Source organism: Saccharothrix sp. NPDC042600 (assembly GCF_040647305.1).
GTDB classification, from domain to species: domain Bacteria; phylum Actinomycetota; class Actinomycetes; order Mycobacteriales; family Pseudonocardiaceae; genus Actinosynnema; species Actinosynnema mutabilis.
In genome coordinates, this window is record NZ_JBEZBW010000066.1 from 18,849 (window position 1) to 45,591 (window position 26,743).

The window sequence follows — 26,743 nt, forward strand, 5'->3', positions numbered from 1 at the left end:
CGGGTGACGCAGATCAGGCGTCGGTCCCGTCGAGCCGGGCGCGGACCGCCGCCCGCGCCCGGTGCAGGCGGGACTTCATGGCGGCCACGCTCAGCCCCAGCGCGCGGGCCACCTCGCCGCCCGACAGGCCCTGCACGTCCCGCATGACCAGGACGCGGCGCTGGTCGTCGGGCAACGCGGCGATGGCGGCGGCCACCCGTTCCCGCTCCAGCCGCTCCAGCACGTCGTCCTCGGCGGACGCGGTGGTGTCCACGGGAGCCGCCGCGCCCAGCCCGGCCAGCGCCGCCCGGGTCCGCCGCAGACACTCGTTGCGCACGATCCGGAACATCCACGACGCCAACGCGGTGGCCGCCCGCAACGTCCCGATCCGGCGGAACAGGACGATCATCGCCTCCTGGGCGGCGTCCTCGGCGTCCTGGTCACTCGCGCACAACGTGAACGCGAACCGCCGCACGTGCGGGTGCGCGCCGGAGACCAACGCGGCGATCGACGCCTGGTCCCCGTCGCGCGCGGCAGCCACCAGCGCCTCGGCCGGCCACACGAACACCCTACCCACAAGTCCTCCCGAGCATGGAACCCCTCCGACAAGCTATCCGGCGCCCATGAGAGGCGCGCCGAACCGGAAAGGATTCACCGGGATCGCCGGAACGTGTGTGGGTCGAACGACTGGCAGAGGATCGTCACCGGCCGCTTACCGTCGATCACGTCCAGTTCCAACCGACACCTGAAGGGGAGGAAACAGGTGAAGGACGTGTTGCGCCGAGTGGGGGTGTTCGCCGCCGGGCTCTGCGCCGTGGTGGCGATGACGAGCGGGTCGGCGGTCGCCGCCGAGTCGGGGGCCGACGACATGGCCTCGATCGCCGGGTGGGGCAAGATCTACGAGTGGACGCCCGGGCACGCGAGCAACAAGCGGCTCGACCTGGCGACCAAGGTCAACAAGGCCAACGTCTGGAACGACAACAACGGGTCGAACCAGTCGTGGCGGACTTACAGCTACGGCAACAACCTGTTCGCGTTCCAGAACATGGCGAACCGCCAGTGCCTGCGTTACAACGGCACCGGCGTCCAGATGACGACCATCCCCTGCGACAACAGCGACAGCTACAAGTTCCGGGGGGTCAAGAGCGGCGGCTGGTGGACGTTCCGGCCGTTGAACAACAACGGGGTGTGCATCGACGTCAAGGGTCGTGGCACGGCCAACGGCACGCACGTCGTGACGTGGCACTGCAACGGTGACAGCAACCAGCGCTGGAAGCTGAGCGAGGTGTGACGTGGGGGAAGCCCCGGCCGGGGACGGCCGGGGCTTCCTCGTGCGTCAGGCGCAGATGCTGCCCCGGCTGCTCGTGGTGAGCACGTGCGTGCAGGCCAGCTCCTCCTCGTCGACCTCCTCAGCCTGCAGCCGCAGGACTTCTTCCATGCCGATCACTCCTCTCTACTCCGGGTGGTGCGCTGTCGAGCACGGTCCGCAGGGCGAGCAGCACGCCGGCCGACCCCGACCACAGGTCCGCGGACAGGCGTTGGCCGGGCTCGCCGAGCCACCCCACGCCCCCGGGCGCGGGGACCGCCGACCGGAACAAGCCGCGGGCGCCGACGACGGCCGCTTCCACCAGGTCCGGTCGCCGCAGCCGGCGTCCCGTGTCGGCCAGCACGGCGGCCAAGCCCGCCAGGCCGGTGAACAGCCCGGGGAACACGGCGAACCGGACCGTGCAGGCCTTCAGCGAGCGTTCCAACGCCTCGGCGGGGCTGTGGTCGGTCGGCACGGGGAACTCGGCGTCCGGGTGGCGCGCGAGGTAGCGGGACAGGACGGCCGCGTAGCCGGCGCTGCCCGCGAACAGGTACGGGAAGACGCGGCGGTCCTTGAGGCCGATCTTGAACCCCAGGCCGTCCACGGGCAGCGGTTGCGCGTAGGCCAGTTCCTCGCCGAGCAGCCGCATCCCGCGGTCGAACGGACGCCGGTCGCCGGTCGCCCGGTGCAGGTGCAGCAGCGCCAGGGCCACGCCGGTCCGCCCGCCGACCAGCCCGGACCGGTTGGTGCGGCTCAGCCGGCCGGTGAGGTCGTCGGGGACGGCGTCGAGCAGGTGTGCGGCCAGGTCCAGCCACCGGGGGTCGCCGGTGCGGCGGTGGTGGGCGAGCAGGGCGAGCGCGGTGCCCGCCGCGCCGCCGTTCAGCGTCGCGGACGTGGTGTTGAGCGGGTGGCGGGCGGCGGCGGTGAGCAGCGTCCCGGCGGCGTCGGTCTCGCCCAGTTCGGCCAGGACGCCCGCGATGCCCGCGGTGCCGACCAGGAAACCGGGCGCGGTGTCCTCGACCCGGGCGAGGGAGTCGTCGCGCAGTCTCCCGACGACGGCCGGGTCGCAGGGGCGTCCGAAGCGGTGCAAGGCGTGCAGGACGCCCGCGGTGCCGGCGGCGAGGGCACGGGTGTTCGTCTCGTAGCCCAGCGGGATGGTCGGGTAGACGCGGTCGGGGTGGTCCGGCTGGGCCAGCGACTCCAGGTGGTCGGCGGTGCGCTCGGCGAGGTCCCGCAACGCGTTCAGGGTGTCGGTGCGGACGCGGTCGGGTTCTGCGGTGCGGGGCTCGTGGTCGCGGGTGGCCAGCCGCCACAGGCGTCGGGGGACCGGTGCCCGCTCGCTGAGGTCGGCGTGCAGGTGGTCGAGCGCTTCGGGGTTGCGTTCCACCGTTTCGTGCACCGGGAAGAGCAGGAGCAGCGCCAGCGCCGACAGCCCGTACCGGTCCAGTTCGAGGGGGTCGGCGCGGGCGGTGGTCCGCGGGTCGGGGTGCAGGTAGCCGGGCGTGCCCATGACCCGGCGGACGTCGGCGATGCGTTGCGCGGCCTCGAAGTCGACCAGTCGGACGCGGTCGTCGTCGGCCACCAGGACGTTGGTCGGGCTCAGGTCGACGTAGACCCAGCCGAGGTCGTGCAGGCGGTCCAGCTGCGCGCGCAGGTCGTCCACCAGGGCCTGGCAGCGCCGGTGGTAGTCGGCGAAGTCCGCCGGGTCGGCGTCGGTGCGCACGGCCGGGTTGTTGGTGACCATCCACCGGTAGAGGGACATGCCGGGGACCAGTTCGGTGACCAGGTAGGTGTGCTCCCAGTGGTGGAACAACTCGACCGGGCGCGGGCACAGGCCGGGGGCGCGGTCGTGGATCGCGCGCAGCGCCAGGTACTCGGCGGTGAGCCGGGTCTTGGCGTCGGACTCGTCGGCGGTGTACCCGTTGTGCGCGCGGGCTTCCTTGACGAACACCGGCTCGCCGTCCCGGCCGAACCGGTACGCGCCGCCGGCGTTGCTGTGCTGGAGCACGGCTTCGAACGTGTAGCCGTTCAACGACACCGGCCCGTTGCCGACCGGCTTCTCGGCGGTGCGGAAGGGGTCCACGACACCGGGCGGCAACCGGAACTCGGGCCGGCGCGGGTCGTCCACCTCCGTGCCGTCGGGCGCGGTCATCCGGTCGACGTGGTGGCCTTCGGCATCGACCACGCTGCGCCCGCGGAACGCGCCGTACCGGTAGGAGACGCACGTGCTGCCGCCGAACCGCCGATCGGTGAGGACGTACGGCCCGTCAACGCCGGCAAGCGCGTTCTCCAACCGCCGCAACACCCGTGACGCGTGCTCCTGGTCGCGCGGGTAGAGGGTGCAGAACTTGCCGCTCTGCACGCGGTGCGCGTGCTTGTCGTGCGCGAGCAGGAACGTCCGCCGCCCGGCGAGGTGCTTGAACGACACCTCCAACTCCACACAGACACCCGTGACCACGGCCAGCACGTGCGGGGCGTTGGCGAGCGAGGCGGACACGTGCACCTTCCACCCCTGGTCGGGCAACGGCCCGCCGGGCGCACCCCAGTGCACCCAAGCGCCGGCAGCCGACCGCCGCCATCCGGACGGCACGGGCCCGGCCTCGAACGGGACCCCGTGGTCGCCGAGGTCCCAGGGCGCGTAGAAGTCGTCGTCGGCTAGCAGGAACGACATGTCCACGGCCATCGGGCCAAGGTGTCAAACGGTTGTGGGAGAGTCAATACGGCCACCTGCACTGTCTATTTCGGACACTACGGCCCTTGGTCGGGATGGCCGATCCGGAGCTGCGTCCAATGCGCGGGCTTGACGGGAGGAGGTTTGCAGTGCAAACCTGATTGCAGTACAGAACCTCGGGGGGAGCGATGGGCGACTCGGCCACCGCCGGTCTGATCGACGAGATGAGCGACCTGCGGCGCAGGACGCGGCGGACGCGGCACGGGTACTGGTTCCCGCTGCTGATGTTCGGTGTGCTCACGCTCGGGTCCATGCCGTTGCTGCGCCCTTTCGACTGGCGCAACTCGCCGACCCGGCGCTGCGAGCACGGGCCGGACGGGCAGGTGCGCTCGTGCACCGACCAGACGCCCACCACCTCGTTCGAGGTCCCCGGGCTGGGGCGGATCGACCCGCTCGGGGTGTTCAACTCCGGCTACCTCGGACCGGTCGCCAACCCGCTCGCGCTGGGCCTGTACTGGCTGGGCGTGCTGGTGTTCGGGTTCCTGGCCACGGTGTGGTGGTACCGGTGGCGGGCGTTGCGGGTGGGCGTGGAGACCTCCACCCGCACCTACGCGCAGGTCACGGTCTGCGGACTCGGGGTGTTGCTGCTGGTGCCCCTGATCAGCGCCGTCGGCGGGCGGCTGCTGTGGCTCGGCGGGTGGACCCAGCGCATCGCCAGCGTCGTGCTGGTCGCGGTCTCGTTGGGGGCGGTGCTGGTGGCCATGCGGCTGTCGCGATCGGGGGGCGCGACCAGCCGTCGGCGGCGGGTGCTGATCGGGGTGGGCGTGGCCGCGACGGTGGTGGTCGTGTCGGTCCTGGCGGCGGCCGTCATGCACAAGGTCGGCGGGTTGATGCTGTTGGCGATCGGCCTGCTCACCCTGGCGCTGGTCGAGCGCAGCGTGTGGTGCGCGCTGGTCGTCCTCGCCTTCACCGGGTTCACCCTGCTGGCCAACGCCTCGTACATGGGTACGATCTTCTACCGCTTGGGCTGGCGGATCGGGCCGGAGGAGACGAACCTGCTGTTCAACGGCAAGGACGTGGTGCTGCCGGGCTCCGTGCTGATCATCGGGGGAGTGGTGGCGCTGATCGGTCACCGGTGGGCGAACAGGCGGGCGGCCGGGTGACCGGACCGCACCCGACCAGCGGGCTCGACGACGTCGTCCACCAGCGGCACCGGCTCGGCATCCTGACCATCGCGGCGGAGGCCAAGCGGGTCGAGTTCGGCTACCTGCGCTCCACGCTGGACCTCACGGCGGGCAACCTCTCGCGGCACATCAGCGTGCTGGAGGAGGCCGGGCTGGTCGAGGTGGACAAGGGCTACGACGGCCGCCGGCCCAAGACCTGGGTCAGCATCACCGGCCCGGGGCGCACGGCCCTGGCCGAGGAGATGGCCGCGCTGCGCGCCCTGCTCACCCGCCACGAGAACCCGCCGTCCTGACCGGTCCCCGGCTCCCGGCAAGGGGGAGGAGCCGGGGACCGCCCAGCGCGGCGTCACGGGCGCGCGGTGACCATCGCGCTCTACAAGGTCAACCACCCGCACCTGCACCTGACCGACGACCAGGGCTGGCGCATCGTCGTGGACAGCCGGCCCCGATCGGCGACCCACGGCGGCGGCACGCAGGTCGGCGGCGGACCGGGCGGCTACTGCACCAACGCCGCCCTGGCCGGCTACGCCGAACTCGACTGCGACGGCACCGCGCCGCCGCTCTACACCGGCACCGAGGTCGGGTTCAGCTCGCTGTGCGTGCCCAGGGAAGTGACTCACACGTTCGTGGACGACGTCCTGCGCGAACTGGTCGCGATGACCCCGGGCCCGTACGTCCACATCGGCGGCCACGTCCCCGGCGGACTTCACGACGTTCATCAACCGCGTCCAGCCGCTCGTGGTGGGCAAGGGCCGGACCGTCATCGGCTGGCACGAACTCGGCACCGAACTCGGCTGGTCCCCGTGGGCCAGCCACGACTGGACGTCCTTCCGCACCCGCCTGGCCGCGCACGGTCCCCGCTTGGACGCGATGGGCTTCGCGTAACTCCACACGTGCCGCACGACGTCCATAGGGAGCCAGGCGTTCACACGCTGATGAGCCACTTTCGTGTTGTCAATAGCTTCAGTGTCACCCGAAAGTGTGATCCCACTCCGCAATGGCTGGCAAGATCATGGAGGTGGACGAGCCGACGCCCTACTTCGCCGTCGGCGACGGGTACGCGGTGTACCGGGGGCCGACGACGGACAGCACCTACCACCGGCACGCCGCCTTCCAGATCGCCATCGGCGCGCAGGTGTCCATGGTGGACGCCGGCGGGACCGTGCACCGGGGACCGGCCCTGCTCGTGCCGCCCATGGTGGAGCACCGCATCCTCGCCACCACCGACCTGCTCACGTTCTACGTCGAGCCGCATTGCGTGTTCGCCGACCGGCTGCGCAGTCGGAGCGGGGCCGGGATCACGGTGGTGCCCGAGTTGCGCGGGTTGCGGGAGGGGGACATCCCCGTGCGTGCCTCGGAACGGCTCGACCCGCGGCTGGTGGCGGCGTTGGACGTGGTGAAGCAGCGCGGGGTCGGGATGTCCGAAGTGGCCGCGGCGGTCGGGTTGTCGCCGCAACGGCTGCGGGCGTTGGCGCGGGCGCAGGTGGGGATGCCGTTGCCGCGGTGGCGGGTGTGGGTGGGGTTGCGGCGGGCCGCGGAGGCGTTGCGGGGTGGGCGGTCGCCGGCGGAGGCGGCGGTCGTGGCCGGGTTCGCCGACCAGGCGCACCTGACCCGGCGGATGCGGGAGATGCTGGGCCTGACGCCCGCCGCCGTCCTGCCGGTGCTGCGCGGCGAGGTGCCGCGCGGTCGGGTCCGGCGCGGGTGAGGTGCCGCGCGGTCGGGTCCGGCGCGGGTGAGGTGCCGCGCGGTCGGGTCCGGCGCGGGTGAGGTGCCGCGCGGTCGGGTTCGGCGCGAGTAGTTTCGGCGCGGTCAGGTTCGGCGTGCGCGGTAGACCGAGATCGAGCCGGTGGCGGTCGGCACCACCTCGACCTCGCGGACGTCGGTGAACCCGGCCTCGGCGATCAGGCCGGGCAGCGCGCCGTCGGCGTTGGGCTGGGTGTCCTGCTTGCCGTCGGCGAGTTGCACGACCCGGAACGCCAGGCGCATCAACGGGGTCCGCTGCCGGCCGTAGTCGGTGAGGACCAGCCTGCCGCCGGGGCGCAGGGTGTCGGCCACGGCGGTGAGGATGGCGCGTTTCACCGGCAGCGGGCACTGGTGGAGCACCAGGCTGGACACGACCGTGTCCGCCGCTCCGGCTCCCACGAGCTCGGCCACCCGGTCGCCCAGGCCGACCTCCCACCGCACCTCCGGGGCCTTGCGCCGGGCGAGAGCGAGCACCTCGGGGTCCGGGTCCACGCCGACGACCCTGGCGCGCGGTTCGAGGCGGTGCAGCAGCAGGGCCAGCGAACCGGTGCCGCAGCCGACGTCGACGATCAGCTCGTCGGGCCGGGGTGCGACGTGCAGGGCGGTGAGGGCGCGCCAGAGGCGTTCGCGGGTCAGGGCGATGGCGTGGTCGTAGAAGCGGGTGGGGGCGAACCGCCCGAGGGCGGGGGTGAAGGCGTTCTCGGTCACCCGGTCAGCTTCGGGGACCCGGTCGGCCGGGGTCTTGAACGAACCGCTCGTGGCCGGCAGGCGTACGTGGGTCGGGGACGGCCGGGCGCTCGTGCGGGTAGCACTACCGGGTGCGGACGAGGTCGTGCACGGCTCGGGCGATGCGCGCGCTGGCGCGGCCGTCGCCGAACGGGCAGGGCAGGTCGCGCAGGGCGGCCCGGACGGTCGTGCCGTCGGCGAGCCAGTCCAGGGCCGCGTCGGCGAGGTCGAACGGGGTGGCCAGGCGGCCGAAGTCGCGCAGCACCTCCGGGCGTTCGACCGACCGGCGCACGACCAGGACGGGTCGCTTGAGGACGGTGGCCTCCTCCTGCACCGCGCCGGAGTCGGTGACCAACAGGGCCGCGTGGGCGGCCAGGGCGAGGAACTCCGAGTGCCACAGCCGGTTGACCAGGCGCAGGTTCGTGGCGCCGGACAGGGCGCTGGACCGGATGAGGGCCGCGCGCACCTTCGGGTCGGCGGGCAGGAGGACGGGGTGGCCGGCCTCGGCGATGCGGGCCAGTTGGCGGGTGAGGGCGGGTTGGTCGACGTTCTCGGGGCGGTCGAGGGTGGCCAGGACGTAGTTGTCCGGGCGCAGCCCCCACTTGGCGAGGACCTTGTGGCGGTCGGGTTCGGCGATCAGGCGGTGGCCGACCGCCTCGGGGGTGGTGTTGCCGGTCAGGCGCACGTCCCGGCCGCCGAGGCCTTCGGCGCGCAGGTTGGCCGCGGCGGTCGGCGTGGGGGCGCACAGGACGTCGGAGAGCCGGTCGACCAGGACCCGGTTGTGCTCCTCGGGCACGGCGAGGTCGCGGCTGCGCAGGCCGGCGTCGAGGTGGACCAGCGGGATGCCGCCGGCGTTGGCGGCCAGGGCGCCGGCGAGGGCGGCGGTGGTCGCGCCGCGCACCACGACCACGTCGGGGCGGTCGGCGGCGAAGACGCGGTCCAGGTCGTCCAGGGCGGTCGCGATGCGGCCGGTGCGCGGGTCGGCGGCCGTGTCGCGGAGCACGGGTGGCTGGTCGGTGAAGGCGGGCAGGTCGCCCTGCACGCGCACCACCCGCGCCAGGTCGCCGAGCGCGCACAGGACCGGGGCCAGCGGGAAGATCTCCGGTCGGCTGCCCAGGACCACCGCGACGCCGCCGGTGCGCGCCCGGGTGGTGGCCGGCGGGACGGCGGGGCGGGCGGGCTTGCCCGGGGCGGGCTTGTCCAGGGTGGGCTTGTTCAGGGTCGCGGTCATGGCTTCCTCTCGGACCTGGCGTTGGGACCTGTCCAGGACACCTCGGCGCGGGGCCGCCCGCCGTCGTCCCGCGATGACCGTTCCGGTGTTCTTGTGGACCCGGGTTGACACGATGGTGGACGCACCCGGCCGTCGTGGGGGCGTGCTGCTTGCATGGGGTGGGTGATGGAGCGTTGGCAGGACGTGTTCCGCTCGCGGCGGTCGCGTGACGTCATGGCGGCGCTGGTGATCGTCGGTCCGGCCGCGGTGGGGGTGCTGACCGGCTTCTACCGCACGTCGATCGTGCCGTCGGCGGCGCTGTTCGCGGGGCTGACGGCGGTGTGCGCGGTCGTGGTCGGGATGTGGCGGCGGGAGCGCGACTGGGCGGCGGCGCTGTTGGCGTGCGCGACGTTCGTGGTCACCGACCTGCCGTACGCGAACTACGTGATGACGTACTCGCTGGCGCGGCGGCGGCGGTGGCCGTTGGCGGGGTTGACGGTGGGGTTGTTGCTGGTGTGGCCGTTGCACCAGACGTTGTTCGAGCCGGTGTCCGGCGCCGCGCCGCTGTTCGAGTTCGAGACCAGCCTGCCCGCCAACGGCGTCAACGGGCTGGTCTACTGGTCGTTCGCCGCGGTGTCGCCGTTCGTGATGGGGTTGGCGAAGAACAGCCTGGAGGAGGCGCTGGTCGAGCGGGAGCGGCACGCGCAGCAGTCCGCGGAGCGGCAGCGGCGGTTGCGGGAGAGCACGCTGCGGGAGCGGAACCTGACCGAGCGGGCGCGGCTGGCGTCGATGATGCACGACGGGGTCGGCCACCACGTGAGCGTGATGGTGACCACGGCGGGCGCGATCAGCGTGGACCCCGCGGCGACGGCGTCCATCGTGGAGCGCTGCGACCTGATCGTGGGCGTGGGTCGGGAGGCGATCGCGCGGCTCGGTGACGTGCTCGACGTCCTGGCCGCGCCGGAGCCCGCCGGCGTCGGCCCGGAGTACGCGGTGGCCGACATCGCCGACCTGGTCGGCGACTACCGGTCGTTGGGCGTGGCGGTGGACTACGAGGCGGAGCCGGTGGACGGGTGCGCCGCGACCACGCAGGACCTGTGCTACCGGATCGTGCGTGAGGCGCTGACCAACGTGCTGCGCCACGCGGCCGTGCCGCGCGCGGAGGTCCGGCTGGCCGTCGGCGGGGACCGGGTGGGCCTGACCGTGTCCAGCCCGCTGGCCCCGGCGGGCGGCCGGTCGCTGCCCGGCACCGGGCGGGGCCTGCGGTTGCTGGCCGACGAGGCGGCCCTGGCCGGCGGCACCCTCACCGCCACACCATCGGGTGAAAAAGGCCGGTTCGTGCTGCGTGCGGACCTGCCGCTGGTGTCCCGGGACGGTCGCGACCCGTCCGGGCCCGTGGGACCATCGGAGACATGATCAGAGTGCTTGTCGTGGACGACCAGGCTCTGATCCGGGCCGGGACCACGGCGATCCTGGCGTCCGCGGACGACGTCGAGGTGGTCGGCGAGGCGGCGGACGGGGCGGAGGCGGTCGCGGTCAGCCGCGAGCGGTCGCCGGACGTGGTGCTGATGGACCTGCGCATGCCGCGGGTGGACGGCGTGACCGCCACGGCCCAGCTGAAGAAGGACCCCGACCCGCCGCACGTGCTGGCGCTGACCACGTTCAACGACGACCAGCTGATGATCGACGCCCTGAGCGCCGGCGCGGACGGGTTCCTGCTCAAGCAGTTGACGCCGCGCGACCTGCTCAGCGCGATCCGGGCGGTCAGCGGTGGCGCGTCCGTGGTGGACACCGAGCTGAGCCGGCGGTTGCTGCGGCGCATCACCGACCACGCCACGTCCTTCCCGGAGGCGGCGGCGCGGCTGGAGCTGTTGAGCGAGCGGGAGCGGGAGGTGCTGGGGCAGGTCGGGCTGGGGTTGAACAACGCCGAGATCGCGCAGCGGCTGTTCATGAGCGTGTCGACGGTGAAGACCTACGTGTCGCGGACCCTGTCGAAACTGGGCCTGGAGAACCGCGTGCAGGCCGCGCTGCTGGCCCACCAGTTGCGGCTGACCCCGGAGTCTTGACGGTGCTGTAAAGGGTGGCCGGCGGTCGTGGGACCATGCGGGCATGACCGGGGACAGGCGGCGGGCCGACGCCGAGCGCAACATCGAGGCGATCGTGGACGCGGCCGTGGGGTGCATCAGCGAGCAGCCCGACGCGAGCATGACGGCGATCGCGAAGGCGGCGGGCGTCAGCCGGGTCACCCTGTACGCCCACTTCCCGTCCCGCGAGGACCTGGTGGCCCGCGCGCTGGACCGAGCGGTGTCCGGCGCGGCGGAGGTGCTGGACGCGGAGTCGCTGGACGAGGGCCCGGCCGCTGAGGCGTTGTCCCGCTTGGTGCGGTCGGGGTGGCGGGTGCTGGCCGGGTACCGCAACCTGATGACGGCCGCTTCGGCGGTGCTGAGCCCTCGTCAGGTGCGTGCGTATCACAAGGTCGTGCTGCAACGGGTGGAAAAGCTGATCGCGCGGGGGTGCGAGGAGGGCGCGTTCCGCACCGACCTGCCGCAGAAGTGGCTGGTGTCGGTGTTCTACAGCGTGATCCACCTGGCGGCGGACGAGATCGCCGCGGGTCGGCTCAAGCCGAAGGACGCGGCGGACGTCGTGGAGGCGACCGTGCTGAGCACCGTGCGGCGGGCCTAGCGCCGCGCGCCTCGGCGGGATCGAGTCCGGGCGCGGTCACCGGTTCGGCGCGGTCACCGGTTCGGCGCGGTCACCGCGTGGCACATCGACCCCGCAGCGGCGGCTGTATTACCGGTTCGCGAGTCCGTCGATGCGCAAGGTCGTGGACTCGTCGCGGTGGCTGCCGGTGGTGCCGACGTGCTTCGCGCTGATCTCCGTGCCGTTCTTCAGCACGTGGAACAACGCCATGCCGTGGCCGCGGCCCAGGTCGTAGTCGTTCTTGAGCCAGTCGAGGACCGTGCCGGCCTTCGTGGTGGCGTCGAAGCCCCGGTCGGCCGCCTCGGCGAGCAGTTCGGCGGGGGTCTTGCCGGTCTTGTTCTCGATGGCGTCGAGGTAGGCCTGGAAGGACATGGCGTCGTCTCCTTGTGTCGTCGTCGGGGCAAGCCTATGACAAGAAGGCCTTTCCAGACAACTATTCTTTTCGGCGACTCAGCCCTTGAGCGCCTCCCGCACCTTGGCGATCACCGCTTCCTCGACCTCGACGACCTGGCCGTCCGCGGCGGCGACCTCGTGGCAGATCGCCTCGACGGCCTGCGGGAACGTGGCGGCCTCGGCCGGGTCCTTCGCCTCCAGCACCTCCATCGACGTCCGCAGCGCCTCCAGGACCCGGCTCTCCAGCTCGGCGTCGGACAGCGAGGAGAGGTCGAACCGGGCGGCGTGCAGGACGACCCGCAGCTCGGGGGACAGGTTGGTCAGCGCTCTGAGCCCGGCGTAGCGCTCCTGGATCACGGGCCCGGGGTCGGCGTGGGAGACCAGGACCATCACGCCGAACACGGCGGTGCGCAGCGCGCGGCTCTCGTCGTCCGAGTAGAAGATCATGCGACCAGCCTAAGCGATCGCCCCGAACGGCCCCGCCCGCGCGGGACCCGCCTACCGCGGTCGTGGTAGGCCGGGTTTGCTTCACGGGGAGGACTCCACCGCGGGGTCGGGTGGTTAGGGTTCCGCCATGCGCATGGGGCGGGTGGGCGTCTGGGACTGGGGCATCGGCGTCGGAGTCGCCGCCGTCCTGGTGATCACCGGCTGGTCCGCGCCCGGGGTGGCGCCGGCCGCGTACCTGCTGCCCGCGGCCGGGGGGCTGGCGCTGGTCGCCCGCCGGCTCGCGCCCCGCGCCGTGCTGGCGGTCACCGGCGTGTGCGCCGTCGGGGCGCAGGCCGCCGGGTTGGACCTGCCGGCCGTGGCGTACCTGGTCGCCGTCTACACCGCCATGCGCGCCGGGCACCGGTGGGTGGTGGTCGGCGCGTCGGTCGCCCTGCTGCTCACGCTGCCGTTCGCGGACATGCTCGCCGAACCCGGCGGGGCCGCCGCCGAGTCGTTCGCCCACGCCCGGGGCGTGCTGGAGATCGGGTGGCTGGTCGGGGTCGCCGGCGCGGGGGAGGCGTTGCGGCAGGCCGAGCGGCGCGCCGACGAGGCCGAGCGGACCCGCGAGGAGACCGCCCGCCGCCGGGCCAACGAGGAGCGCCTGCACATCGCGCGCGAACTGCACGACTCGCTGACCCACCAGATCTCGGTCATCAAGGTCCAGGCCGAGGCGGCCGTCCACCTGGCCCGCAAACGCGGGGAAGAGGTGCCGCCGGCCCTGCTGGCGATCCGGGACGCCGGCCGCGAAGCCACCCGCGAACTGCGCGCCACCCTCGGCGCGTTGCGCGACGACGACGTGTCACCGCCGCGCGGCATCGACCACGTCACCGGGCTGGTCGACCAGGTCCGCTCGACCGGCCTCGACCTCACCCTGACCATCGAGGGCCCCCGGCGCGACATCCCGGCGGCCGTCGAGCGCACCGCCTACCGGATCGTCCAGGAGTCGCTGACCAACATCACCCGCCACGCCGCCGCCGCCCGCGCCGAGGTCCGCATCGGCTTCCGCGACGGCACCCTCGACATCCGCGTCGAGGACGACGGCACCGCCACCCCCGCCGACCCCACCCCCGGCGTCGGCCTGCTCGGCATGCGCGAACGCGTCACCGCGCTCGGCGGGCGCCTGCGGGCCGAACCCCGCACCGGCGGCGGGTTCACCGTCCACGCCGAACTCCCCGTGGAGCGCACCCCGTGATCAAGGTCCTGCTCGTGGACGACCAGCCGCTCATCCGCAGCGGCTTCCGCGCGCTGCTCGACGCCGAGGACGACATCGAGGTCGTCGCCGAGGCCGCCAACGGCCGCGAGGCCCTCGACCGCATCCGCGAACTGCGCCCGGACATCGCGCTGGTGGACATCCAGATGCCCGTCCTGGACGGCGTGGAGACCACCCGCCGCGTCGCCGCCGACCCCGACCTGGCCGGCACCCACGTCGTCATCCTCACCAACTACGGCCTGGACGAGTACGTGTTCGACGCGTTGCGCGCCGGGGCCGCCGGGTTCCTGGTCAAGGACGTCGAACCGGAGGACTTCCTGCACGCGGTCCGGGTCGCGGCCCGCGGCGACGCGCTGCTCGCCCCGTCGATCACCCGCAAGCTGATCGACCGGTACGTCACCCAGCCGCCGCACCTGACCACCGGCGTCCTCGACCAGCTCACCAACCGCGAGCGCGAGGCCGTCGCCCTGGTCGCCCGGGGCCTGTCCAACGACGAGATCGCCGACCACATGGTCATCACGCCGCTGACCGCGAAGACCCACGTCAACCGCGCCATGACCAAGCTGCGCGCCCGTGACCGCGCGCAACTGGTGGTGCTGGCCTACGAGTCCGGCCTGGTGACCCCGGGCGGCGGGTAGGCCCGCCCCCGCGCGGGAGGGGCGGGCCACCCCGGTCAGACGCCGGTGACCGCGCGGATCCAACTCCGGTTGGCCGCCACGCTGCCGTAGGTCTGCCGGCTGCGCCCGTCCGCCGTGGACGCCACGCCGACCTGGACGCCGTTGGCCATCTGCGGGCCGCCGGAGTCACCCTTCCACGCGTTGCCGTCGATCCCGACCGAGCAGATGGCCCGGCCGCCGATGTAGTCGCTGCACGACGTGGACGTGACCCGCACGCTCGCTGTCTTGAGCTGCTCGGACGCCGGACCGTCGTAGCTGGTCCGGCCCCACCCGTAGATGGCGTTGGTCGAGTCGACCGCCGGGTCCGCCGACGCGAGGGTCACGTAGGTGGTGGCGACGGAGCGGCTCAGCCGCAGCAACGCGAAGTCCGAACGCGAACTGGCGACCTGGCGGACGACACCCGCCGTGGTGCCGCCGGAGGACTTGTAGACGCTGCCCACCCGCACCGACATGCTCGACGACAGGCAGTGCCGCGCGGTGAGCACCCACTCGGGCGAGATGATCGTCCCGGAACAGGCGAACCGCCCGCTCTGGAACACCGCCGCCGCCCAGGGCGCGGACGACACCGTGCCACCACCGATGATGTAGGGCGTCACGTCGTCCGCGGTGGCGGACGACGCTGTCCCATTGACCAGACCGAAGGCCGCGGCGGTAGCCGCGACCAGAATCCGAACACGCACAGGCCACTCTCCATCGCAGGGTAAACGGAGGGGAATCACTGACCCGGCGATCGTCACGAACGCGGCTCCGCGGTGTCAACGCGAGGTTGAAAAGGCTTCTGGAATTCTCTGAAACCCTTGCGGGAACACTATTGTCACGAGCGCGCGGGAGTTGCGCTGGGCGGCGGGAGACCGGTCACGAATCGAGAAGCGTCGGCGCGGCGGCCGGACCTGGCCAAGCGCCGCGCCCGCCGCCGGACCGCGTGAGACCCGCTACGGCAGGTCGTGGCCGGCGGCGATCAGGTCCAGGCGGGGCAGGTCGGGGACCAGGACGGCGCGGCGCGTGCTGGTCAGCACCACGCCGGCGTCGCGCAGGCGGCTGAACGCCTTCTCCGCCGTGCGGGACTTCATGCCGGCGATGGACGCCAGTTCCACGTTGGTCAGCGGCAGGTCCAGCGTCCACCCGGCGGTCGTGCGGGAGCCGTGGTGGCGCACGAGGTGGCCCAGCACCCGCGCGATGCGGGTGGCCGCGTGGTGCGGCATGGCGCGGCGCAGCTCGTTGGCCCAGCGGACCTGGTCGGCGCGCACCCGGAACAGCTCCACCAGCACCTCGCGGTGGAAGTCGACGAAGTCCAGCAACTGGTGCTGCGGGATCAGCCGCCCGGTCACCGCGCCGCACGCCACGACCGTCGCCGACCGGGGCTGCCCGTCCAGCGCCGCCATCTCGCCGACCAGGTTGCCCGCCGACAGCACCGCCAGCAGCGCCGAGTCCCCGGCCTCGTCGGTGGCCCGCACCTTGACCGCGCCGGTCAGCACCAGCACGGCGTGCCCGTCCTCGCCGCCCTCGCTGAACACGATCTCGCCCGACCCGTAGCCCACCGGCCCGCCGAGTTCGAGCAGCGCCCCCGCCACCCGGTCCGACAGCCGCTCCAGCAAGCTCACACCGCTCATCCCCGCGTCCCCCGCACCGAAATCCAGTCCACTTCGCGTCGTCGGCACGACCATCTCACCATTCCGCCGCGCTGCGGAGGGCCAAGGGGTGGTCACTGACCGGTCTTCGGGGACCGGTCAGGCTCGGCGCAGGTCGAACAGGTGGCGGGTCGAGTGGGCGACGAAGCTGCCTTCGGCGCGGATCCGGGCGTCCATGCGGCGCAGCGTGTCGGTGTAGCGGTCCACGCTGAAGTCCGGGACCCACCACACGCACTTGCGCAGGATGTAGACCACCGCGCCGATGTCGAAGAACTCCATGCGGCACCGGGCGACGCGCAGGTCCTCCACGTGCAGGCCGGCCGCCTCCGCCTCCGCCGCCTCGGTGTGCGGGTCGCGGCCGTCCGGGCCGGGCCGCTCGCCGAGGAAGTACTCGGTCAGCTCCAGCGCCGAGCCGGGGCCGACGTGCTGGGCGAAGTAGTGGCCGCCGGGCGTCAGGACGCGGGCGATCTCCGGCCAGTCCGGGCGCACCGGGTGACGGCTGACCACCAGGTCGAACGACCCGTCGGGGAACGGCAACCCCGAGTCGGGCGGCGTCCGGACGACCTCCACCCCGCGCGGCCCCAGCAGGGCCTCGGCGCGCTCGGCGTTGGGCGCCCACCCCTCGGTCACGCACATGCGCGCCGGGAACGACGGCACCTCGGACAGCACCTCGCCGCCGCCGGTGTCGATGTCCAACGCGGCCGTGGCGCGGGGCAGCCGCTGGGCCAGCAGCCGGACGTAGCCCCACGGCGGGCGCTCCTCGGTGGCCCGGCCGTCGAGCCAGCCGAAGTCCCACCCGGAGACGTCCGCCGCCGCCGCTTCGGCGACCAGGTCCTCGAACGTGCGCATGAGGACCATGGTGGCGGATCAACGCGCTGTGCTCTCGCGAATTTCCAGCCGGAACGGCGTCTGCACCTGTTCGTGTGGCCGGTCCGGCGCCTCCACGCGGTGGCGCAGCAGGGTGACGGCCGCCTCGGCGATGGCGGCCTTGTCCGGGGCCACCGTGGTCAGCGACGGGCGGTGGTAGGCGCCTTCCTCGTTGTTGTCGAACCCCACCACGGCCAGCTCCTCCGGCACGCGCACGCCGTGGTCGGCCGCCGTGCGCAGTGCACCCACGGCCAGCAGGTCGTTGAAGCAGAACACCGCGTCCGGCGGCTCGGGCAGCGCCAACAAGGCCTTCATCGCGGCGGCGCCCTCGGCGCGGTGGTAGTGCAGGGCCGTGGCCACCAACGACTCGTCGAACGGCAACCCGGCCGCCGCCAACGCCGTCCGGTAGCCCTTGAGGCGCAACGCCGCCGTGCCGCGGGCCGGGTGCGCTCCGATCGCCGCGATCCGCGTGCGCCCCGACGCCACCAGGTGCCGCACGGCCTCCTCCGCCGCCCGCACGTTGTCGATGCCCACCCGGTCGATGGGCAGGTCCACGGGGTGCTCGCCGAGCATCACCACCGGCAGCGCCAAGTCGGCGAAATCGCCCTCCAACAACGCTTCCGGGCTCACGATCGCGCCGTCCACCAGGTGCGTGCCCAGCGCGGCCAGCGCCGCCCGCTCCCCTTCGCGCGTGCCCAGGGTCTGCTCGATCAGCACGTTCCACTCGTGCGCCTGCGCCGCGCGCAGCACCAAGCCGGCCAACTCGGAGAAGTACGGGATGCCCAACTCGGGCAGCACCAGGGCGAGGAACCCGGTGCGGCCCCGGCGCAGGTTGCGCGCGCCCAGGTTGGGGCGGTACCCGGTCGCCGCCAGCGCCTCCTCCACCCGCCGCCGGTTCTCCGGCTTGACGAAGGCGTGGCCGTTGACCACGTTCGACACGGTCTTGACCGACACGCCGGCGAGTTCGGCGACGTCCTTCAGCGTGGCCAACCCACTGCCTCCCGGTTGTTGAGCGACCCCGATGGTACCGCCCCGACGGGCCTTTACAACGTTGTACCAACGATGTAAGAACGACTTCAGTGACCTGGGTCACGCCCGTGCGGCGTGGTCAGCGGCGCGTTCCCGCTGGTCGTGGTCGTGCTCCAACGCTCGCCGACCGCTCGCGAGCGACCCCTGCGTCGAAAGGAGTCCGATGCGTCGCCTCATCGCGTTGACGGTGGCCGCACTGGTCACCGGGCTCGTCGCCCCGGCGGCCTCCGCCGCCGTGGTCCCGAAACCGCCGCCGCTGACCACCCCGTGGACCGGCCAGGTGTCCACCACCAACCCGCTGCCCGAGTACCCGCGCCCGCAGATGACCCGCCCGGACTGGCAGTCCCTCAACGGCGAGTGGGAGTTCCTCAACCCCGCCACCGACGCCGCCGGGAACGTGGACCGCTACGCCGCCCCGCCGCTGGGCCGGACCCTGCCCGAACGCGTGCTCGTGCCCTACCCGATCGAGTCCGGCCTGTCGGGCATCATGCGCAACGACAACCGGGACCTGATGTTCTACCGCCGCACGTTCACCGTCCCGGCCGCCTGGAACGGCCGCCGCGTCCAACTGCACTTCGGCGCGGTGGACTACGAGGCCACGGTGTGGGTCAACGGCGCGCAGGTCACCACCCACCGGGGCGGCTACGACCGGTTCGAGGTGGACATCACCGCCCAACTGCGCGGCGGCGCGAACGAACTGGTCGTGCGCGTGTACGACCCGACCGACGGGCGCGGTGAGAAGCAGCCGGTCGGCAAGCAGGTCGACAACCCCGGCGGCATCTTCTACACGCCGTCCTCGGGCATCTGGCAGACCGTGTGGCTCGAACCCACGCCGACGTCGTCGGTCTACTCCGTGGACATCCACCCGAACCTGTCGAACAACACCGCCCGCGTGCGGGTCTTCACGCGCGGGAACGTCAGCGGGCACAGCGTGTTCGCCGAAGCCATGGCGGGCACGACCGTCGTGGGCAGCGCCTCCGGCGGGTTCACCGAGTTCACCGTGCCCGTCCCGAACGCCCGGCGCTGGTCGCCCGACGACCCGTACCTCTACGACCTGCGCGTCTCGCTGCGCAACGCCGGCGGCACCACCGTGGACCGGGTGGTGAGCTACTTCGGCATGCGCGAGGTCGGCACGAAGGTGGTCGACGGCGTGCTGCGGCCGACGCTCAACGGCGAGTTCGTCTTCCAGGTCGGCACCCTGGACCAGGGCTTCTGGCCCGACGGCCTCTACACCGCGCCCACCGACGCCGCGCTGGCGTACGACCTGCGGAAGCACAAGGACCTGGGCTTCAACATGGTCCGCAAGCACATCAAGGTCGAACCGGCGCGCTGGTACCACCACGCCGACCGGCTCGGTCTGCTGGTGTGGCAGGACATCCCGTCCACCCCGACCGGCGATCCCACCCGCACGCCCGCCCAGATCGCGCAGTTCGAGACCGAAGCCCGCGAGATCGTGGACGAGCACCGCTCCTCCCCGGCGGTGATCGCCTACGTCCCGTTCAACGAGGGCTGGGGCGAGTGGAACCTGGACGACACCCGGCGGGTCACCGCGGCGCTGGAGAACCACGACCCGACCCGGTTGATGAACCCGCACAGCGGCTACAACTGCTGCGCCTCCAAGGGCGACCCGGGCACCGGCGACATCATCGACTGGCACGTCTACACCGGCCCCGACGCCCCGCGCCCGTCGGCGACGCGGGTGTCCGCGCTGGGCGAGTTCGGCGGCATCGGCCTGCGCAGCCCCGGCCACGAGTACAGCCCGAACGGCCGGTTCTTCGCCTACGAGCAGGTCTTCAGCGCCGACCGGCTCAACGACCGGTACACCGGCATGGTCCGGGACGTGCGGCAGCTGATGACCACCAAGGGCGTCTCGGCGTACGTCTACACCGAGATCACGGACGTGGAAGGCGAGTACAACGGCCTGGTCACCTACGACCGGCGGGTGCAGAAGGTGGACACGGCCCAGGTCCGCGCCGCCCACCAGGACGTGATCGGCACCTCCCGCAACCTGAACTCCCCGGTCCGGCTCACCGTGGGCCACGTCCGCTCGTTCCGCGTGACCACGCCGGGCCACACCGACCGCTACCTGCGCCACGCGAACTCGCTGGCCCGCACGGACGTCCTCACCGCGGCCGGTCCCGACGGCGCGCGGCAGGACGCGTCCTACCGGACCGTCCTCGGCCTGGCCGACCCGCGGTGCCACTCGTTCGAGTCGGTGAACTTCCCCGGCCGCTACCTGCGGCACGCGGCGGGACGGGTGCGCACCGACAGCGATACCGGCGGCGCCTTCCGCGCCGACGCCACCTGGTGCGCGCGTCCCGGCCTGGCCGCGGGTGGCGCGTCGTTCGAGTCCCTGAACAACCCGGGCGCGTACCTGCGCCACTACGCGGAGGACGTGTACCTCGCGCGCAGCGGTGGCCCGAACCCCTGGGACACCGCCACGAGCTTCGCCGCCGACGCCACGTGGGAGACCGCCGCGCCCGCCCTGTGGCGCAGCTCGGTGCTGCTCGCCACGGACGTCCGGCAGTCGCTGCGCGTCACGACCTGGGGCTACACCGACCGGTACCTGCGGCACTCGGGCAGCCTGGCGTACACGGAGGTGGTGGACGCCGGCAGCAGCGCGTTGCTGAAGGCCGACGCCACCTACACCGTGCGGCGGGGCCTGGCGGACTCGTCGTGCTACTCGTTCGAGTCGGTCAACTACCCGGGCCAGTACCTGCGGCACGCCGACTCCCGGGCGCGGAACTCGCCGGACGACGGCTCGGCCCTGTTCAAGGCCGACGCCACCTTCTGCGCCCGACCCGGGCTCGGCGGCACGGGCGTGACCTTCGAGTCGATCAACCTGGTCGGGTGGTACCTGCGGCACTTCAACGCGGCGGTCCACATCGCCTCCGGCGACGGCGCCGAGCACAACCGCCCGCAAACCCTGACCGCGGACAGAAGCTGGGCCGTCGCCCCGCCCTGGGCCCCGTAGCCGTCAGGAGGCGAACACGGGGTAGTGGTCCGAGTAGTCGGTGTAGGAGTACGTCTCGAACCAGGAGGTGACCGTCCACACGGGACTCTTGACCCGCCGCGTCTCGTTGGCGAGCACGGGTCCCTGGACGGTGAGCACGTAGTCCAAGTGCTCCGAGGCGTACTCCGCGCCGTACTGGTCGCGGCACACGCTGTTGTCCGCGCAGTCCCACGAGTACGGGTGGCCGGTGTAGGTCGGCGCCGCCGCGTTCAGGTCGGTCAGCATCGCCGAGTACTCCGGGGTGCCCTTGATGACGTTCAGGTCGCCCGCCACGTACAGCGGCTCGCCGGCGGGGATGCGTTCCGCCGTGACGAAAGCCGTGATCTCGGCCCGTTGGCGGGCGCGGACCGCTGCGGCGGAGGTGGTGCAACCCGGGTCCTCGGACTGCATGTGGGTGCCGATGACGTGCACCGGGCCGCTCGGGGACGCCAGCCGGACGTAGGCGAAGCCCTTGTTGGCCATCCAGTCGGCCCCGCAGCCGTCCCGGTACAGGTGCTGGACGCGGCGGGTGATGGGCCACCGGCTGACGATCGCGACCCCGCCGTCCTCGGCCGCCGAGTCGCGGTAGCCGCCCACCGTGGCGTCCCAGCCCGACCGGGTGCGGCCGACCGTCGGGGTCCGGTGCGGGTGGGTGTCGGACAGGTTGGTCAGCAGGCGGTCGCCGGCGGTGTTGTCGAACAACTCCTGGAGGACCACGACGTCCTGACCGGCCAGGACGTTCTGCCGGTCGATCAGGTCCGCCCGGGTGGTCTGGCCCCAGTTCGGGTACAGCGCCCTCGACAGCATGAACACGTTGTAGGAGGCGATCTTGGGCGCGGTCGGCGCCGCCGTCGCCGGGGTGCCGGTCGCGGTCAGGGCCGCCACGAGGCAAGACGTGAGCAGGATTCGCGTCTTCATGGTCGGTGATCGTGCACGGCCGGGCTCGGGCCGCACAAGGGCGTTGGGCGGCCCGTCGTCGGGTGTTCAGCTGTTGATCAACGGCAGTGCGGGGAACGCGTGGTCCCGCCACACCTCGCGGGACCGGGCCTCCGGGTAGGCGGCCACGGTGGGTTCGGTGTCGAACAGGCGTGTCAGGTGTCGGGTGGTGTCGTACACGGGCCAACCCGGGTCGCCGTGGGTCGCGAAGGCCGTCCACGCGGTGCGCATGGCGCGGGACAGCTCCTCGGCCTCCTCCGACCCGCCGATGAGCGCGGCGGGTTGGCCGCCGGCCAGGTTGCCGAACACCAGCGGCACGTCCAGGCCGTGGCAGGCGCCCAGCACGCCGCCCATCCCCGGCGCGGGCCAGGTCAGCTCGTAGAGGTGCGCGCGGCCGTGGGCGAGCGCGAGGTGGTGGGTCGGCATGCGGAACAGCCAGTCCGAGTGGACCGCTTCGTACAGCTCCTCCGGGCTCGCGTCCGGGTAGGCCGCCCGGAACCGGTCGGGGCCGCCCGGCGCGAAGACCTCCAGGGCGGTCGCGGCGTGGTCCTCGGTCACCTGGCCCAGCAGCCCGTCGAGGGCGGTGAGCAGGCGTTGTTCGTCGCGGGTGTGGCCGGCCAGCAGGTCGATGCCGGTGCCCCCGGCCAGCGCCTCCCACGGGGTGGCGGTCATCACCTCGCCGTCGATCACGGGCGAGAACAGGATCGACCGGTGCGCGGCCCGGCCCCAGCGGTCCGCCCGGCGGGACATGCCCGCCATCACCGCGTCGCCCGCGGCGGGCAGTCGGGCCGGGTCCGTGGTCGCCAGGTCGGCGGCGGTGGCGCGCAGGCCCAGTTCGGCGGCGCACGCGGCGGCGATGTCGGCGGCGAGTTCGGGCGTGAAGTACGTGCCCTGCGCGCTCTGGGCGACGGCGCGGCGGAACAGGCCCGTCGCGCGCGGCACCGCGAACAGCGCCGCCACCGACCCGCCGCCCGCCGACTGGCCGAAGACCGTCACCCGGTCCGGGTCGCCGCCGAACGCCCGGACGTCGTCGCGCACCCACACCAGGGCGGCGACCTGGTCGAGCAGGCCCCGGTTCGCGGGCGCGCCCTCGACGTGCGCGAAGCCCTCCACGCCGACCCGGTAGTTGAACGTCACCACGACCACGCCGTGCCGGGCGAGGCGCGCGCCGTCGTACTCGGGCAGGCTCGCCATGCCGATCGTGTAGGCGCCGCCCTGGATCCACACCATGACCGGCAGGTCCGCGCCCGCGCGCGGCTCGGGCGACCAGACGTTGACCGTCAACCAGTCCTCGCCCGCGCCCCGGGCCAGGTCGGCCATGCCGAACACGCCGGCCTGCGGTGGCGGCGGCCCGTACGCGACGGCCTCGCGCACCCCGTCCCACTTCAGCGCGGGCTTCGGTTCCGCGAAGCGCAGCGCGCCGACCGGGGGTTGGGCGAAGGGAATGCCTTTGAAGACCGCGACCCCCGCGTCGGTGGTGCCGCGCACCCGGCCTGTCGTCGTGCGGACCTCGGGCATCGCGGCTCCCTCCACGCGGCGATCCTGCTCGCCGCGCGGGGGGAGTGCGACCGAATTACGCGATCAGGCGGCCTGCGCCTTGGTGTAGAGGTTCTGGGCGTCGGCGCCGAAGTACGGGCCGAACATCCAGTTCGGGAAGAAGTTGATCTTGTAGCTGTTGACGGAGTTGAGGGTGCCGGTGCCGGTCGCCTCGGAGAAGGTCTTGAACCACGGGCCGCCGCTCGCGCCGCCGGTCATGTTGCAGGTCATGCCGATGCCGTTGCTCAGGAAGGCGTTGAACGTCCGGCCGCTGCAGTAGATGAGCTTGCTGCCGTCGTACGGGGAGGCGGCGGGGTAGCCGAAGGCGTACATGTTGTCCGCCTTGGCCTGGTTGAACGCGATGCCCTGCGCGCCCACCACGTCGGTCAGGTACTGCCCGCCGACCTGGCCGACGACGATCGCGCCGATGTCGTAGTTGATGTCCTCGGAGGCGTCCCACTGCGGGGTCGCGAAGGTGGCGCGGGCGTTCCACGTGCCGTACGGGGCGTTGCCGTTGTCGTAGGCGGGCACGAAGGCGACGTTGGTGTGGTACGCGCCGTCGAGCTTCACGCAGTGCCCGGCGGTGATCACCGTGCTCTTGTTGCCGCTGGTCACGGCGTTGCCGCTGCACGAGGCGTTGCGGCCCTGGTAGGTGAAGAACACCCGGCCGGCGGTCTTGACGACGGCTCCGCCGCCGGTCCACGCGCTGCCGCCGTTGGGGAAGGCGAGCGGTTCGACCGTGGTGGGCGTGCCCGTCGGGACGACGCCGCGCAGCTTGGCCGGGCTGACGGTCAGGGTGTCGAGCGGGACGGCGGAGCGCATCCGTTCCGGCGTCCAGTAGGTCCCGGGCGCGGACTGCGCGGCGGGCACGGCGACCAGGGACAGGGTTAACGCGCCCGCGAGCGTGAGCAGGCGTTTCACGGCACGGTTCATGATCTTCCACCTCTCGTGGGTCGATCAACGGCAGGGGACCGTGACGTGAAAATTACTCAAGACCGCGCGGGTGGGGCTCCGGCGAACGGGTGACAACGCCCGCGACCCCCGGCGTCCACAGTGGACGCCGGGGGTCGCGGGAGCGGGCTCAGACGCCCGAGGTGGAGCGGATCCAGGCGCGCGTGGCCGAGACGCTGCTGTACTGCTGGGTCGAGGTGCCGTCCGCCGTGGAGGCGACGCCGACCTGCAGGCCGTTGTACATCTGCGGGCCGCCGGAGTCGCCGGACCACGCGTTGCCGGTGATGCGGCTGCTGCACAGCGCCTGGCCGCCGTAGTAGTCGCGGCAGATCGAGGTCAGCCGCACGTCGGCGGTCTTGAGCTGCGAGGACACCGGGCCCGAGCGGCTGGTGTAGCCCCAGCCGTAGATCTGGTTGGTGGACCCGGTCGGCGGGTTGGCGTCGGCCAGCCGCGAGTACTGGCTGGTCTGGATGGGCGTCGCGAGCCGGAGCAGGGACTGGTCGGCCTGCGGGTGGTTGACGTACTGGCTGACCGAGCTGGGCGTGCCCTGGGCGCGGTAGACGTTGCCGACCCGGACGGTCAGGCCCGAGCCGACGCAGTGCTTGGCGGTGAGCACCCACTGGGCCGAGATGATCGTGCCGGAGCAGGTGAAGGAACCGTTGCGGTAGACCGCGGCGGCCCACGGGGCCGAGGTGACGTACGAGCCGCCGATGATCATCGGTTCGACGCCGTCGCTCGGCGCGGCGCTCGCCGGTGGCGTGAAGACCGCGCAGATCAGCGCGCAGGCCAGGATGAAGGGACGCATGCAGGGATCTCCTCGTCCGCTGGGCAGGGTGGGACAAGCGAGGGTCAGGGTGGCGGCTGGACCCCCGCCCCGGAAACGGGGGATTCCCGCTCCCGCTCCGGCTTCGGCCCCCTGGTGCGGCTCCCGGCGCGGCTCCGGCTCCGGCTGCCGGCGCGGCTATGGCTCCGGCTGCCGGCGCGGCTATGGCTCCGGCTGCCGGCGCGGCTATGGCTCGTGGCGCGCGGTGAGCTTCGCGGCCAGGTGGGTCCGGTTGTGGACGTCGAGCTTGCGGTAGATCCGGGTCAGCGCCCCCTCGACGGTCTTGACGCTGATGGTCAGCCGCGCGGCCACCTCCGGGTTGCTCGCGCCGCCCGCGACCAGGCGGGCGATCCGCGTCTCGAACCCGGTCAGCGTCGGTCCGTCCGGGGTGTCGCCCAGCAGCGCCGCCGCGCGGTCGGCCCAGCTCGGCGCGCCGCACCCGGCGAACACCAGCCGAGCCCGGTCGAGCAGCCGCCGGGCGGACCCCCGGCGCCTGCGGCGGCGTTCGGCGACGGCCAGGGCCAGCAGGCTGCGCCCGAGCTGGACCGGTTGCCCGAGGTCTTCGTGCGCTTCGACGGCCCGTTTCAACGACACCTCCGCGCCCGCGTGGTCCTTGAGCGCCAACCGGAGCAGGCCGTCGGCCCGGTCGAGCGCGGCGACCACGCCCCGCCGACCCAGCCGCACCGCGCACGCCCGCGCGCCGCCGATCAGCCCCGCCGCCTCCGGCAGGCGACCGGACAGGGCCAGGGCCTCGGCGAGGTCCGGGCGGACCGCGAACACGGCCGGGTCCACGACGCCCATGCCCAGTTCCAGTTCCACCGCCCGGTGCAACGGGTCCACCGCCCGCTCGGGGTGCCCCGCGGTCAACGCGGCCAGGCCCCGGACGTGCAGGTTGCGCGCCAGGAAAGAGTGGTCGCCGTCGGCCTCGGCCCGGGACGCGCCCTTGCGGGCGAGGGCGTCCGCGACGGCCGGGTCACCGCCGTGGGCCTCGGCCAGCGCCGCCCCGTAGTAGGCGACGGCGACGTCGCAGCCCAGTTCCTCGGCCAGCCGCAGCACCTCGCCGGCGCGGTGGCGGGCCTGCCGGCAGCGGCCCAGGGCGACCCACACCTCCACGGCGGCCCACGTCATGCCGACCACCTCCGACCGGGTGCCGCGGTCGGCCGCGTGGTCCAGCAGCGCCGTGAGGTGCTCGTCGGCCGCGTCCAGGCGGTCGGCGAACAGGTCGAGGCGGGCGGTGGCCCACCGCGTGCCGACGTGCGCGGTCACCAGCCGCTCGGGCGCGATCCGGCGGGCCAGGTCGAGGGTGCCGGCGGCGGTGGTGTCGCCCAGGGCGGCCTGGCACAGGGTGAGCGAGCACAGGGACATGACCTCGGTGGGCACGTCCCCGGCGGTGCGGGCGAGCAGGACGGCGTCGGCGAGGTGCCGGGCGGCCGTGCGGAAGTCGCCGCCGGCGGCCGAGTGCACCGCGAACCGGTACTCGGCCGACGCCTCCAGGGCGGCGTCGCCCCGGGCGTGGCTGAGCGCCTCGCCCATGATCGCGGCGACGGCCGTGCGGGCGTAGCCGACCGCGTCGACCATGACCAGCCGGGCGCGGACCCGGTCTCACCACGTCGTGAAGCGGCCACCAGGTCTGACCGGAAGCTGTCTGCCAGCGCGGCAGTGCGGAAACCCTCACGGTGGAGTTTGCCCGCCACCT

The 26,743-nt window shown here is 73.0% G+C and carries 25 protein-coding genes and 1 pseudogene; 11 read left to right on the top strand and 15 right to left on the bottom strand.

Features of this window, described 5'->3' with window-relative positions; translation table 11 throughout:
* Positions 1–13: 13 nt before the first annotated feature.
* The gene (locus AB0A74_RS29900; protein ID WP_358254653.1) at positions 14–547 is read right to left on the bottom strand and encodes an RNA polymerase sigma factor; all 534 of its coding nucleotides are present in this window, start codon (positions 545–547) and stop codon (positions 14–16) included.
* A 195-nt stretch (positions 548–742) separates the two neighbouring features.
* Between AB0A74_RS29900 and AB0A74_RS29905 the strand changes: the two genes are divergently transcribed.
* The gene (locus AB0A74_RS29905; RefSeq protein WP_358254611.1) at positions 743–1,270 is read left to right on the top strand and encodes an RICIN domain-containing protein; all 528 of its coding nucleotides are present in this window, start codon (positions 743–745) and stop codon (positions 1,268–1,270) included.
* A 118-nt stretch (positions 1,271–1,388) separates the two neighbouring features.
* Here AB0A74_RS29905 and lanKC read toward each other — a convergent pair whose 3' ends face one another.
* Positions 1,389–3,968, bottom strand: coding sequence for a class III lanthionine synthetase LanKC (lanKC, locus tag AB0A74_RS29910; protein WP_358254613.1), 2,580 nt, complete (start codon positions 3,966–3,968; stop codon positions 1,389–1,391).
* Between the two features lie 176 nt (positions 3,969–4,144).
* Between lanKC and AB0A74_RS29915 the strand changes: the two genes are divergently transcribed.
* The 4 genes and pseudogenes from AB0A74_RS29915 to AB0A74_RS29930 all read left to right on the top strand — a co-directional run bounded on the left by AB0A74_RS29915 (position 4,145) and on the right by AB0A74_RS29930 (position 6,845).
* Entirely contained in the window at positions 4,145–5,119 is a 975-nt protein-coding gene (locus AB0A74_RS29915; RefSeq protein WP_358254615.1) for a hypothetical protein, read from the top strand.
* A complete protein-coding gene (locus AB0A74_RS29920) occupies positions 5,116–5,433 on the top strand; it encodes a transcriptional regulator (RefSeq protein ID WP_343937035.1) in 318 nt (105 codons plus the stop codon). The genes AB0A74_RS29915 and AB0A74_RS29920 overlap by 4 nt, the downstream gene beginning before the upstream one ends.
* Positions 5,434–5,505: 72 nt before the next feature.
* A pseudogene (locus AB0A74_RS29925) lies at positions 5,506–6,025 on the top strand (family 20 glycosylhydrolase); the annotation flags it as partial.
* Positions 6,026–6,137: 112 nt separating this feature from the next.
* Complete coding sequence (locus AB0A74_RS29930; RefSeq protein WP_358254617.1) at positions 6,138–6,845, top strand: AraC family transcriptional regulator; 708 nt, start codon at positions 6,138–6,140, stop codon at positions 6,843–6,845.
* 104 nt (positions 6,846–6,949) lie between these two features.
* On the opposite strand, the gene AB0A74_RS29935 is transcribed toward AB0A74_RS29930, so the two are convergent.
* Complete coding sequence (locus AB0A74_RS29935; protein WP_358254619.1) at positions 6,950–7,591, bottom strand: class I SAM-dependent methyltransferase; 642 nt, start codon at positions 7,589–7,591, stop codon at positions 6,950–6,952.
* A gap of 103 nt (positions 7,592–7,694) precedes the next feature.
* On the bottom strand, positions 7,695–8,840 hold the full coding sequence (locus AB0A74_RS29940; RefSeq protein ID WP_358254621.1) for a UDP-N-acetylglucosamine 2-epimerase: 1,146 nt from the start codon (positions 8,838–8,840) through the stop codon (positions 7,695–7,697).
* A gap of 165 nt (positions 8,841–9,005) precedes the next feature.
* On the opposite strand from AB0A74_RS29940, the gene AB0A74_RS29945 reads away from it, so the two are divergent.
* Genes AB0A74_RS29945 through AB0A74_RS29955 form a run of 3 tightly spaced genes read left to right on the top strand, consistent with a single transcriptional unit; the run spans position 9,006 to position 11,501 of the window.
* Positions 9,006–10,235 (top strand): histidine kinase, encoded by a 1,230-nt coding sequence (locus AB0A74_RS29945; protein WP_358254623.1) that lies wholly within the window; start codon positions 9,006–9,008, stop codon positions 10,233–10,235.
* Entirely contained in the window at positions 10,232–10,885 is a 654-nt protein-coding gene (locus AB0A74_RS29950) for a response regulator transcription factor (RefSeq protein WP_358254625.1), read from the top strand. Before AB0A74_RS29945 ends, AB0A74_RS29950 begins: the two co-directional genes overlap by 4 nt.
* 43 nt (positions 10,886–10,928) lie before the next feature.
* On the top strand, positions 10,929–11,501 hold the full coding sequence (locus tag AB0A74_RS29955; protein WP_358254627.1) for a TetR/AcrR family transcriptional regulator: 573 nt from the start codon (positions 10,929–10,931) through the stop codon (positions 11,499–11,501).
* A 108-nt stretch (positions 11,502–11,609) separates the two neighbouring features.
* Here AB0A74_RS29955 and AB0A74_RS29960 read toward each other — a convergent pair whose 3' ends face one another.
* Together AB0A74_RS29960 and AB0A74_RS29965 are read right to left on the bottom strand one after the other, a co-directional pair.
* Positions 11,610–11,891, bottom strand: a complete 282-nt coding sequence (locus tag AB0A74_RS29960; protein ID WP_358254628.1) for a DUF4287 domain-containing protein — start codon at positions 11,889–11,891, stop codon at positions 11,610–11,612.
* 78 nt (positions 11,892–11,969) lie between these two features.
* Positions 11,970–12,359 carry a hypothetical protein gene (locus tag AB0A74_RS29965; RefSeq protein ID WP_358254630.1) on the bottom strand — a complete coding sequence of 130 codons (390 nt, stop codon included), beginning with the start codon at positions 12,357–12,359 and terminating at the stop codon, positions 11,970–11,972.
* Positions 12,360–12,492: 133 nt separating this feature from the next.
* Between AB0A74_RS29965 and AB0A74_RS29970 the strand changes: the two genes are divergently transcribed.
* Complete coding sequence (locus AB0A74_RS29970) at positions 12,493–13,590, top strand: histidine kinase (protein WP_358254655.1); 1,098 nt, start codon at positions 12,493–12,495, stop codon at positions 13,588–13,590.
* Positions 13,587–14,246 carry a response regulator transcription factor gene (locus AB0A74_RS29975; protein ID WP_358254632.1) on the top strand — a complete coding sequence of 220 codons (660 nt, stop codon included), beginning with the start codon at positions 13,587–13,589 and terminating at the stop codon, positions 14,244–14,246. The genes AB0A74_RS29970 and AB0A74_RS29975 overlap by 4 nt, the downstream gene beginning before the upstream one ends.
* Positions 14,247–14,281: 35 nt before the next feature.
* Here the strand turns inward: AB0A74_RS29975 and AB0A74_RS29980 are convergent, their stop codons facing one another.
* The 4 genes from AB0A74_RS29980 to AB0A74_RS29995 form a co-directional block, all read right to left on the bottom strand.
* Positions 14,282–14,881, bottom strand: coding sequence for a trypsin-like serine protease (locus tag AB0A74_RS29980; RefSeq protein WP_358254634.1), 600 nt, complete (start codon positions 14,879–14,881; stop codon positions 14,282–14,284).
* A 336-nt stretch (positions 14,882–15,217) separates the two neighbouring features.
* Entirely contained in the window at positions 15,218–15,895 is a 678-nt protein-coding gene (locus AB0A74_RS29985; RefSeq protein ID WP_343937049.1) for a Crp/Fnr family transcriptional regulator, read from the bottom strand.
* Between the two features lie 117 nt (positions 15,896–16,012).
* The gene (locus AB0A74_RS29990) at positions 16,013–16,762 is read right to left on the bottom strand and encodes a class I SAM-dependent methyltransferase (RefSeq protein ID WP_358254636.1); all 750 of its coding nucleotides are present in this window, start codon (positions 16,760–16,762) and stop codon (positions 16,013–16,015) included.
* 18 nt (positions 16,763–16,780) lie between these two features.
* Positions 16,781–17,770 (bottom strand): LacI family DNA-binding transcriptional regulator, encoded by a 990-nt coding sequence (locus AB0A74_RS29995; protein ID WP_358254638.1) that lies wholly within the window; start codon positions 17,768–17,770, stop codon positions 16,781–16,783.
* A 202-nt stretch (positions 17,771–17,972) separates the two neighbouring features.
* Between AB0A74_RS29995 and AB0A74_RS30000 the strand changes: the two genes are divergently transcribed.
* Positions 17,973–20,783, top strand: a complete 2,811-nt coding sequence (locus AB0A74_RS30000; protein ID WP_358254640.1) for an AbfB domain-containing protein — start codon at positions 17,973–17,975, stop codon at positions 20,781–20,783.
* Between the two features lie 3 nt (positions 20,784–20,786).
* On the opposite strand, the gene sph is transcribed toward AB0A74_RS30000, so the two are convergent.
* The 5 genes from sph to AB0A74_RS30025 form a co-directional block, all read right to left on the bottom strand.
* Complete coding sequence (gene sph, locus AB0A74_RS30005) at positions 20,787–21,719, bottom strand: sphingomyelin phosphodiesterase (protein WP_358254642.1); 933 nt, start codon at positions 21,717–21,719, stop codon at positions 20,787–20,789.
* Between the two features lie 66 nt (positions 21,720–21,785).
* Complete coding sequence (locus AB0A74_RS30010) at positions 21,786–23,255, bottom strand: carboxylesterase family protein (RefSeq protein ID WP_358254643.1); 1,470 nt, start codon at positions 23,253–23,255, stop codon at positions 21,786–21,788.
* 63 nt (positions 23,256–23,318) lie between these two features.
* Complete coding sequence (locus tag AB0A74_RS30015) at positions 23,319–24,206, bottom strand: peptidase (RefSeq protein ID WP_358254645.1); 888 nt, start codon at positions 24,204–24,206, stop codon at positions 23,319–23,321.
* A 148-nt stretch (positions 24,207–24,354) separates the two neighbouring features.
* Entirely contained in the window at positions 24,355–25,029 is a 675-nt protein-coding gene (locus tag AB0A74_RS30020; RefSeq protein WP_358254647.1) for a DUF1986 domain-containing protein, read from the bottom strand.
* A 204-nt stretch (positions 25,030–25,233) separates the two neighbouring features.
* Positions 25,234–26,625 (bottom strand): LuxR C-terminal-related transcriptional regulator, encoded by a 1,392-nt coding sequence (locus AB0A74_RS30025; protein ID WP_358254649.1) that lies wholly within the window; start codon positions 26,623–26,625, stop codon positions 25,234–25,236.
* Positions 26,626–26,743: the final 118 nt, after the last annotated feature.